Raw genomic sequence first — 9,676 nt, forward strand, 5'->3', positions numbered from 1 at the left:
TGTTCAAATGGCGATTCAGCGTTTAAGTGGTTTTGGGAAAAAAGAAGAGTTTAAGGAAATTCTGGCAATTTTAAGAAGACAGAAGCCTGATAGGATAAGGGTTCTGTGAAATTTGTCGTGTACAGAGGAATAAAAATATCATTGAGCTGAAACAGCAGACTCGAAAGTGGTTCAGAAATGAAAAATAATAAAGCCGCCAGAATATCTACGGGAACTATTAGCAGGCCAATCCACGGGATGGCTACTAGGTTGCTTAGCGGGGTAATCCAAGCCACCTGCTTAAAAAACAGCATCATTAAGGGAAACAGGGCCAGAAAAATTTTCCACTGCGACTCCACTAAAACTTTCATTGCAAAATACAGACGTTGTAATGCTGTTTGTATTGTTTGATTCGGTTGCTGCTGAATGGTTTGATAGATTCGCAGCAAGACAAAACAGGCACCATAAGACAGCCAGAATGCGGCCGATAAAATACTAAAAGGATCAAAGAGCAACAATAAGGCAGCACTTAGAATCAACAGCTTTAATGGCTGCACGCTTTGCCTGAGCAACAGTGTAAAAGTCACAATCACACAAATCAGTAAAGTACGTAGCACCGGAATTTCAAAACCGACGAAGGCACAATACAGCAGTACACAGAGCAAAAAAGGCAGACTCAAAAAATACTGCCTTGGCCATTTCAGATAAATCTGCGGCGTGTACCTTGAAATCAGATATTGCAAACTGCCACAGATGATAAAGGCAAAGATCAGGACATGTGGTCCAGAAATTGCCAATAAATGACTCATGCCAAACCGTTGAAACTGCTGTTCCGTCGCTTGATCCAGTAAACTTTCATCACCGCTTAATAGAGCCAGCAACAAGCCTTTCTGCTGTACGGGTTGTCTAGCCACAAACTCTCTTAAGGCCAGTCGCTGTTGTTCTACCCAAAGTAAAAATCGCTGACCCAAATTTTGCTGCTGACGTAGATATTTGCCATAACCTAACGCATAGAGTTGTTGCGGTTGCAGCTCTTGGATGTGCTTGATCCTAAACCCGGCCATGACATTTTGCTGTAATGCCCATTTTTCTGCATCAAAGGCACCTGGTGTGGCATAACTATGGTTAGGTCGAATCTGGCCTTGTAATAAATAGTAGCGTCCCAGTTCAAGAGTTTGTTGTTTGGTTTCATCATTTACCAAACTAGATGTGACAGGATCTGAAACTGGCAGAAAACCCATCCACTTAATTGTAGTACCGTCAGGATTAAGCACGTGCAGGGCTTGCTGGATATTCTGATCACCAAGCTTATTCAGCTCTTTGATATACACTACGATTTCTTTTTCAGCGACTTCGTGCTCTCGCTTGGATAAACGTTCAGCCAATTGCAGATTGGCATAAGCATGACCTAAAAACAGTCCCAAAAGCAGGCTTGATCCAGCGATCAACAAGCTTCGCAGCGGTGTATTCAAGATGAACTTTAATTTATGGCAACACAGATACCACAGCAGCGCAATGATCAAAACTGCCGTCCCGCTCAGTTGAACAGACAGGAAACTTTTCCCCATACAGGCAAGGCCTAAAATCCAGCCAATACATAGCCACTGCAACATTGAATCTTATTCTGTCTTGTTATTATTTTGCCCAATAATAAAGCCCACCGGAGTGAGCTTCAATCAAATGCGAATATTCTCGTTATTTATGGTTCAATCCAGAGACCATCCTGCATATGTAAAATCCGATCTGCTGCATGGGCTAGCTGTTCATCATGCGTCACAATCAGCATCGCCATATTGAACTCACGTTGCAATTCGGTCAGCAGTTCAAAAATCTTTGCTGCAGTCTTGCGGTCTAGATTTCCGGTCGGTTCATCGGCCATCATCAGTTTAGGTTTACCGACCACTGCACGCGCCAAAGCTACACGCTGACGCTCACCTCCGGATAATTCACCCGGCTTGTGAGTCAGACGATGCGAAAGACCAACACGTTCCAGCAAATATTCGGCCTGCTGTTTGGCTTCCTTAAACTTCATGTTGTCGCGTAACATCAGCGGCATGGCCACATTTTCCAGTGCCGTAAATTCTGGCAACAGGTGATGAAACTGATAAACAAAGCCCAAATGCTCATTCCGCACATAACCGCGTTCTGCTTCAGACAAGGTATCAAAACGGCGGCCATTCACCATGACCTGACCTGACGTCGGGCGATCCAATCCACCCAAAACATGTAATAAGGTACTTTTGCCTGAACCACTTGAACCTACAATCGAAACAAACTCACCTGCTTTTACCTGTAGCGACAAGCCGCGAATCACATCGACAGTGGCCTTGCCATCGGTAAAGGATTTGTGAATATTCTGGGCATCTAAAATCAGATTACTCATAACGCAAAGCCTCTGCCGGTTGAATTTTTGCTGCACGTAAAGCCGGATAAATTGTCGCGACAAAACTGAGTGCCAGTGACAAGCCTACAATCACCAAGACATCCTGCCAGCGCAGATACGAAGGTAAGTAGTTAATAAAATAGGCATCAAACATATTCAGGCCTAAAGTATTGTTGAGCCAGCCAATAAAGCTACTGATACTGGTTGCCGCAATAATCCCGAGGATGGCCCCTGCACAAGTTCCAATCACCCCAATCACGGTACCTTGCACCATAAAGATTTTGGTAATGGTGGCAGGTGAAGCCCCCAAAGTCCTTAAAATGGCAATGTCCGATTTTTTATCCGTCACCACCATCACCAGTGAAGACACAATATTAAATGCCGCGACTAGAACGATCAGGAATAAAAGCAGGCTGACCATGGCTTTTTCCATCTGAATCGCGCTGAACAGATTACCATGGGTATAAGTCCAGTCCGAAGCATAGAAATTCCCCGGCAAATCACGCACAATTTCCTGAGACACTTGTGGTGCCAGGAAAATATCATCCAGCTTCATACGCACACCCTGCGCACCATCCGGTAGACGCAGTAAAGTTGACGCATCATTTAAAGCGATATAACCCATCATCGAGTCAACTTCAGCCCCAATACTGAAAATTCCCACCACTTTAAAACGTTTAAAACGTGGGACGACACCGGCGGGTGAAGGAGTCGCTTCTGGCAGAACCAGAGTAATATTGTCATTTAAACCTACACCCATGGCATCGGTCATTTGCTTGCCTAAAACAATACCAAATTCACCTTTTTTCAGGCTGTCGATACTGCCCTCAACCATATGGTTTTGTATGATCGAAACTTTTTTCTCATACTCGGGTTCGATCCCGCTGACCATAATGCCGGCGACCTGACCCTGTGCGGTCAGCATGCCTTGTAATTGAGTAAAAGGTGCAACCCCCTGGACATGTTCATGCTGCTCAATCTGCTTTGTAAGTTCAGGCCAATTTGTTAAAATTTGCGTCGAGGAAACAGTCGCTTGAGGTATCATTCCCAAGACACGATTTTTCAACTCTCGGTCAAAACCATTCATCACAGACAAGACTGTAATGAGGACTGCCACACCGAGTGTAAGGCCGATCATTGAGACCAACGCGATAAAAGAAATGAAGTGGTTACTACGCCGTGCGCGAGTATATTTCAACCCTATATACAGCGAGATTGGTTTGAACATAACCATCTAGTCCGAGGTAATAAATTATGAAAAATGTACAGCATCCAAACGGATTTGCGGAAAGACGCGTCATGTCTCGAATCGATGCTGCCTTACGAATTAATTATCAGATTATTTCCGATGATGTTGCCTTGAATGATCCTTACGATCCTAACTTCGTGTTGCCCCGCTATTTTCTACTACTTGCAGAACTAGATCAATTTGATCATGCGGTTAACTACGAATTAGAACAATTATCTGAAAAAGATCAACAAATTGCTCGAATCTTATCCTTATTCAACCAAAAATTAAACCTTATTACCGGTTCTTTGTATGACGCAATTGTACAAAGCATGTTACCTGTACCGGAACAGGTGAACTTTTCAGAAACCGGTTTTAGCTTCTTTAATGAGCGTCCTATCGCTGAAGGCACTTATCTGCACGTAACTTTGAGTCATCCGGAAAATTTCTTCCATATTGCAGCAACCGCTCAGGTGGCCTATAGTCGTGAAGAAGAAAATGGTAAATATCGGACAGGTGCGTATTTTATTACCATGCATCCACAGGACCGTGTCAAACTGGGTGAATGTGTTAAGGCTCGCTTTGCCTAAATCACTGCGTTAATCAATTTCTATTCAGTACCGGTGGATGATGAAAGGCGAGCGTTATAGCTCGCTTTAATTTCTCTGGAAAAATATAATAACAAACCAGCCAGTAAGATAACGACACCAAAGAAAGCACCGCCCGATAATTTTTCATCATTCAGAATTACCCCAACCAATAAGGCCAGCATCGGCGTCAAAACCGTAGTCAAAGACAAAGTGGTCGCCTTGATTTTCTGTACCAGTTTAAAATAGCAGAACATCGCAATCAGGGACGCCATGATCACCGCATAGCTGAGTCCGATCAGCGATTTAGCCTGCGGAATCTGGGTCGGTGCAAATTGCCAGATAAACGGCAGCATGGCACAGGCCATCACCGCTGAAACTGCAATAGAACCGGCCGCTTGCGCCATGGGTTCAAGAGGTGCATTGACTTTTTTCACCCAAAACATCGAAATACAGTAAATAAAAACACTGAGCAACATCAGGCCTATTCCGATCGGCTGAATATGCTGATCTTTGCCACCCACACAAATAATCCCCAGTCCCAGCAGTGCAATTGCCATGCCGCACCACTGCGAAGCATACAGCTTGAGCTGAAACACAAAACGGCCAATCAAACCGGTAATAATCGGTGCCAGTCCGAACATCAGGGCAATAATGCCCGAACTCAGATAATCCGTGGCCAGATAAGTGAAAATCTGTGAGCCGATAAAACTACATGCACCTGCCAGGTAACTGTGCATGGATAATTTATCTAAGGGAAAACGGGTTTTAAACAGCCACAATAAGGTAAATGCAAAAGGTAAAGCCAAAAAGAAACGCAATGCCAAAGCCCAGAGCGGATGCAAATCCGTCACACTCCAGACAATAGCTAGCGGTGTCGTTGCCCAGATAAAAACCAATAAAAGATAGGTGGCAATCATATTGGTTTGTGTGGGCATGCGAGTCACTCTGAATAAGGCTTAAAGCGCGGAAGTTTTACGTTTTTGTTTTTGGATGGTCTGATCGAGTGCGCTGGAAAATTCGCGTTTATCCCGTTCTGAAATCGGTGGCGGCCCGCCCGTTTGCACGCCTGCACCGCGTAAGCTGTCCATAAAATCACGCAAGTGTAAGCGCGCTTTGACATTGGCCGTAGTATAAATTTCACCGCGGGGATGAATCGCAATCCCGCCTTTTTCAATGACTTCCGCAGCCAAGGGAATATCTTGCGTCATGACAATATCATGCTCTTTCATACGCAGAATAATTTCCTTATCTGCAGCATCCGCTCCACTCATCACCTGAATTGAATTAATTCTAACCGAAGGTGTGATTCCGACTGGTTGATTGGCGACAAAAGTGACTTCCAGCTGATAGCGATCCGAAGCACGAATAATCACATCTCGCAGCATACGGGGCAATGCATCGGCATCGACCCAAAGTTTGAATGGCAACACAGGGCTTCCCATTAAGGTATTAATCATGGTTATTCTAGCAAATTGAGACGATCAGGTTGATGATTAAATCGCTCCATTTTCATTGCATCTGTCATCAATATTTTAAAAAGCATGTGCTGGGTAAAACTGGCGTGATTCACGCGAGAAAAAAATTTGACTTCATTTGACTGGCATTTTAATTTTAAAATTCATTCGATTGACTTGAAAAATCGCAATGACCCTCGATTAACTATAAATACGTCATCCAAAATCAATTGTGCATATGAAAAATCAGAATAGCCCAGAGATCATCACCATTGATGATCAAAATTTCGGTAGTCATGTCGAACACTGGACCTTGCTCACCGACAACCCTGGCACAGATGTACCACAGTGGTTAGGCAAAGCTCTTGATGAACCAATCATGCCGATGGGCCTTTGTACACAAGAATGTGATATGGATGCAGAGACCTGGCTGATTCAGGGACCGAGCAAAGCTGCGGTACAGTTGAGTCAGGTGATTGCCGTCGAAAACAACAAACCTCAAGCGGTAAAAACTGCATTTCCATGCTTTGACAGTCCTTATCAGGTGAAAGCCACGATTGACCGGATTATTAGCTGTAAATCCAATACTCAGGCTGTATTGCGCCTGAATCTGGGTGCTAACAATATTATTTACGCTTTCGATAGCCTGTATAGCGTCAATCACCCGCATTATGAAAAAGACCAGTCCTATGTGGTGAATCTGAATGGCTGGGCCTATGAACTTGAAGCGGTTGCAGATCATGAACATCTGGTGGTCGATGATCCGGCTTCGATCAAGCACCACCGTGCCTTGAATGATATTCTGGCTGCCAATAACGGTGTAGCTCCGGACAATTTGCAGGAACAGATTGATGCCTGGCAGCCGCAGTCTGAAGAAGATAAAGAACCTGTCACTGTAGATTTTTCTAAAATGGTGGCCTACCTATACGGCGAAACCATGGGTCAGGAAGATGAAGCCTGGTTTCAGGGCAATATTGTCGGTAAAACCACCATGCAATTTATGGATCAGGACTACACCCTGTATGATGTCACCCTGATTCATGACGAAGGCCAGCCTGCGACCTTGATCCGGATTGCAACGCGGAATGACCAGTACAAAAACTTCCAGATTGGTCAGTATATCCGTGGCAACTTGTGGATTCAGGCCAATATTTATAGAAAAGCGGCCTAAGTTCAAACATATAAAGAAGATATTCATTTTGATGGGTATCTTCTTTTAATCCATCTATCTTCTTATTTGTCATTTTAATTTTTGATTATTTTTTATACATATTTTCTGGCTTAATAATCTATTTAAATTCATTAAAAACCGAGTTATCCACATTTTTAAATTCAAATAAATTCATTTTAAATATTTAAAATAATCTTAAAAATCTTGTAAAAATAAGCGTTTGATTTCTCATATAAATAATCTGTTGTCATGCAAATCTGATATTTAAATAAAATGAAAATTTATCCTCTTTAATTAAAAATGTACTTTATTTAATCAATTTTTTATGATAAAAATACTCACAACAAATTAGTATTAACGATAAATAGATCGGACAATAAATATCTATGAAAATCGTGCAAGAAGAAACATTACAACAGGTCGAGCATCATCTTAGCTCCCGCTATAATATTGGGTGGTGTTTCAAAAAGTATGCTGGCGTTAAACAAATCCGTTATTAAGGTAAAAGAAAGTCAAATCAAAGGCTTTAAAATGATTTTCGAGCTTTTTAGAAAAGTTGCAACTTCTCCTAAATCCACGCCTGATTCGATGACGAATTCTACAATTGTTACCTTCAATACCGACGGTAAAAAACTTACCAATCACTTGCTTGCAACATTGAAATGCTGTGATAAAACTATCCCAATGATCACTCGCAATTCGAGCATATTGAACCCCAAGCTTTTTAAGTCTAGCTTTAAGACGTTGAACCGTTGCTAAATCCCGCTTACCCCAAACATAAGCAACAATTTCTCCAGATTCTCGATGGTAGGCATAAATAAGCCATTGTTTATTTTTCTTATTCCCTACAAAAGTCCAAAGTTCATCGACTTCAAGACATTCGTAGTGGCTTTGTTTAGGCTGAATCTGATAGATCGATTCACTTAAGGTTCGTAATACCTTGCCAATGCTGATACGCTCGACTTCAGCAATATCTCTAACACCGCTTCCTCTGACCATTAAATGTAATATCTTGCCGGTAATACCTGAGTTACACCCTTGATAGCTTAATGCATGATCACCAATAAATTGACGTTTGCAATCTTTGCACTGATGGTTTTGTTTCCCATCTACTTTGATGCCATTTCTCTTTATATTGTTACTTAGACAGGTAGGACATTTGATTTGTAGCGTTATTTTCATACCTCTATTTTATCAAAAGCCATATTGTTTTTTTCAGCATACTTTTTGAAACACCACCTAATATTGATATGATGTCCTGCCTTTTTTTCATGTTGGGGATGCTGATCTGCGGATTCATCCTGCATACTTTTATTTTCTAAAATTATTGTACTCATAAAAAAAACCCAGCCTGTGCTGGGTTTTTTCGTTTCAGGAATTAACCATTGCGTTTGGCAAAGTCATCCATAAAGTTCACCAATGCCTGCACGCCTTCTAAAGGCACAGCATTATAAATACTTGCGCGCATACCACCCACTGAACGGTGACCGGCAAGATTCAATAAATGCTGCGCTTCGGCTTCTTTCAGGAACTGTTTCTCAAGATCAGCATTGGCCAAGGTAAATGGTACATTCATGATTGAACGGTTTGCTTTTGCGATTGGATTCGCATAGAAATCGCTTTGATCAATATAACCATAAAGCAAGTTAGCTTTTTCAAGGTTCACCTTGTGCATGGCCTCTACGCCACCATTTTCCAGTAACCACTCGAATACCAGACCAGATAAGTACCATGCATAAGTTGATGGTGTGTTGACCATTGAGCCATTTTTCGCTTGATCTGCATATTTCAAGATGCTTGGAATTTCAGGTTTAGCTTGATCAAGTAGATCATCACGAATGATCACCAGCGTTAAGCCAGCAGGCCCGATATTCTTTTGCGCGCCAGCATAGATCAAACCAAATTTAGAGACCTCTAAGGGTGCAGATAAAATGCTTGATGAATAGTCGCACACTAATGGCTTATCTGTTTCAGGAATTGAAGCAAATTGCAGACCGCCAATGGTTTCATTATCGGCATAATGCACATAAGCTGCATCATCAGAAAGATTCCATTCGCTTTGGGCACTGATCGCATATTTTCCATCAATTTGGATACCTGCTTTTACAACATTGATATCGCCATAACGTTGCGCTTCTTTCAAAGCTTTTTCAGACCAGATGCCGGTATCGATATAGTCTGCTTTGTTGTTTTTGCCAAGCAAGTTCAATGGAATTGCCGAGAACTGTAGTGATGCCCCACCCTGCAAGAACAATACTTTGTAGTTCTCAGGAATATTCATGAGTTTACGTAAGTCTGCTTCCGCTTTTTCAGCCATGGCAACATAGTCGGCACTACGGTGGCTCATTTCCATGATCGAAAGACCTTTGCCATGCCAGTCAAGCATTTCAGCTTGAGCTTTTTCAAGTACGGCAGTCGGTAATGCAGCAGGACCAGCACAGAAGTTGTACGCGCGCATGATTTTTCCTTTCAGAGTGAAACACAATAAAATGATGGCATTTAACCATATCTGGCAGGGTCTTGCACAAAATTATTTCAATCTATGAGTCAAGATAGAGTCAAAAAATCAATGTAGATTCACAAGATAAATTGACCAGTATTTTAGCCTGCTGTTTTTATCATCTTTGCACTCACAATTGAAAATATTCAAGATTAAGCCATTTTTTGATTCTAGATATTCCATTAAAAACAGCCGATAAGTATTTGAAATACAGATGTAAAAGAAACAATACTATAACTTTACACTAGGGCGTGTCATCAATTAATGGAGATGATTGTTGATGCTAAGTAGATCGCTGATAAGAAGTTTTGAGCCAATTTATCATAGCGTGTGGCAATAGCACGATACTGCTTGAGCTTGGCAAAAAAGTT

Annotated in this window: 10 protein-coding genes and 1 pseudogene; 2 read left to right on the forward strand and 9 right to left on the reverse strand. The window is 42.0% G+C overall.

Going from position 1 to position 9,676, the window contains the following annotated elements; translation table 11 throughout:
* Nucleotides 1–134 precede the first annotated feature (134 nt).
* The 3 genes and pseudogenes from AC1P5O_RS15415 to AC1P5O_RS15425 form a co-directional block, all read right to left on the reverse strand.
* Nucleotides 135–1,592: pseudogene (locus AC1P5O_RS15415) on the reverse strand (ComEC/Rec2 family competence protein); the annotation flags it as partial.
* Nucleotides 1,593–1,678: 86 nt separating this feature from the next.
* Complete coding sequence (gene lolD, locus AC1P5O_RS15420) at nucleotides 1,679–2,362, reverse strand: lipoprotein-releasing ABC transporter ATP-binding protein LolD (protein WP_004645694.1); 684 nt, start codon at nucleotides 2,360–2,362, stop codon at nucleotides 1,679–1,681.
* Nucleotides 2,355–3,596, reverse strand: coding sequence for a lipoprotein-releasing ABC transporter permease subunit (locus AC1P5O_RS15425; RefSeq protein WP_499006323.1), 1,242 nt, complete (start codon nucleotides 3,594–3,596; stop codon nucleotides 2,355–2,357). The genes lolD and AC1P5O_RS15425 overlap by 8 nt, the downstream gene beginning before the upstream one ends.
* Before the next feature lie 20 nt (nucleotides 3,597–3,616).
* Here AC1P5O_RS15425 and AC1P5O_RS15430 point away from each other — a divergent pair, with 20 nt between their 5' ends.
* A complete protein-coding gene (locus AC1P5O_RS15430) occupies nucleotides 3,617–4,180 on the forward strand; it encodes a PilZ domain-containing protein (RefSeq protein ID WP_262466902.1) in 564 nt (187 codons plus the stop codon).
* A 20-nt stretch (nucleotides 4,181–4,200) separates the two neighbouring features.
* Here AC1P5O_RS15430 and AC1P5O_RS15435 read toward each other — a convergent pair whose 3' ends face one another.
* The gene (locus tag AC1P5O_RS15435) at nucleotides 4,201–5,115 is read right to left on the reverse strand and encodes a DMT family transporter (RefSeq protein WP_262466901.1); all 915 of its coding nucleotides are present in this window, start codon (nucleotides 5,113–5,115) and stop codon (nucleotides 4,201–4,203) included.
* A gap of 21 nt (nucleotides 5,116–5,136) precedes the next feature.
* On the reverse strand, nucleotides 5,137–5,637 hold the full coding sequence (locus AC1P5O_RS15440; RefSeq protein ID WP_005265824.1) for a YaiI/YqxD family protein: 501 nt from the start codon (nucleotides 5,635–5,637) through the stop codon (nucleotides 5,137–5,139).
* Between the two features lie 235 nt (nucleotides 5,638–5,872).
* Between AC1P5O_RS15440 and AC1P5O_RS15445 the strand changes: the two genes are divergently transcribed.
* Nucleotides 5,873–6,805 carry a hypothetical protein gene (locus AC1P5O_RS15445; RefSeq protein WP_262466900.1) on the forward strand — a complete coding sequence of 311 codons (933 nt, stop codon included), beginning with the start codon at nucleotides 5,873–5,875 and terminating at the stop codon, nucleotides 6,803–6,805.
* A gap of 480 nt (nucleotides 6,806–7,285) precedes the next feature.
* Here the strand turns inward: AC1P5O_RS15445 and AC1P5O_RS15450 are convergent, their stop codons facing one another.
* From AC1P5O_RS15450 to AC1P5O_RS15465, 4 genes are all read right to left on the reverse strand, one after another.
* Complete coding sequence (locus AC1P5O_RS15450; protein WP_004282345.1) at nucleotides 7,286–7,987, reverse strand: IS1 family transposase; 702 nt, start codon at nucleotides 7,985–7,987, stop codon at nucleotides 7,286–7,288.
* The gene (locus AC1P5O_RS15455) at nucleotides 7,984–8,142 is read right to left on the reverse strand and encodes a hypothetical protein (protein WP_348942359.1); all 159 of its coding nucleotides are present in this window, start codon (nucleotides 8,140–8,142) and stop codon (nucleotides 7,984–7,986) included. The genes AC1P5O_RS15450 and AC1P5O_RS15455 overlap by 4 nt, the downstream gene beginning before the upstream one ends.
* Nucleotides 8,143–8,183: 41 nt before the next feature.
* The gene (serC, locus tag AC1P5O_RS15460; protein WP_005265825.1) at nucleotides 8,184–9,263 is read right to left on the reverse strand and encodes a 3-phosphoserine/phosphohydroxythreonine transaminase; all 1,080 of its coding nucleotides are present in this window, start codon (nucleotides 9,261–9,263) and stop codon (nucleotides 8,184–8,186) included.
* A gap of 299 nt (nucleotides 9,264–9,562) precedes the next feature.
* Nucleotides 9,563–9,676 (reverse strand): transposase (locus AC1P5O_RS15465; RefSeq protein WP_193892306.1); only part of this gene is annotated, 114 nt, incomplete at its 5' end.

The sequence above is a fragment of the Prolinoborus fasciculus genome (genome assembly GCF_056724605.1).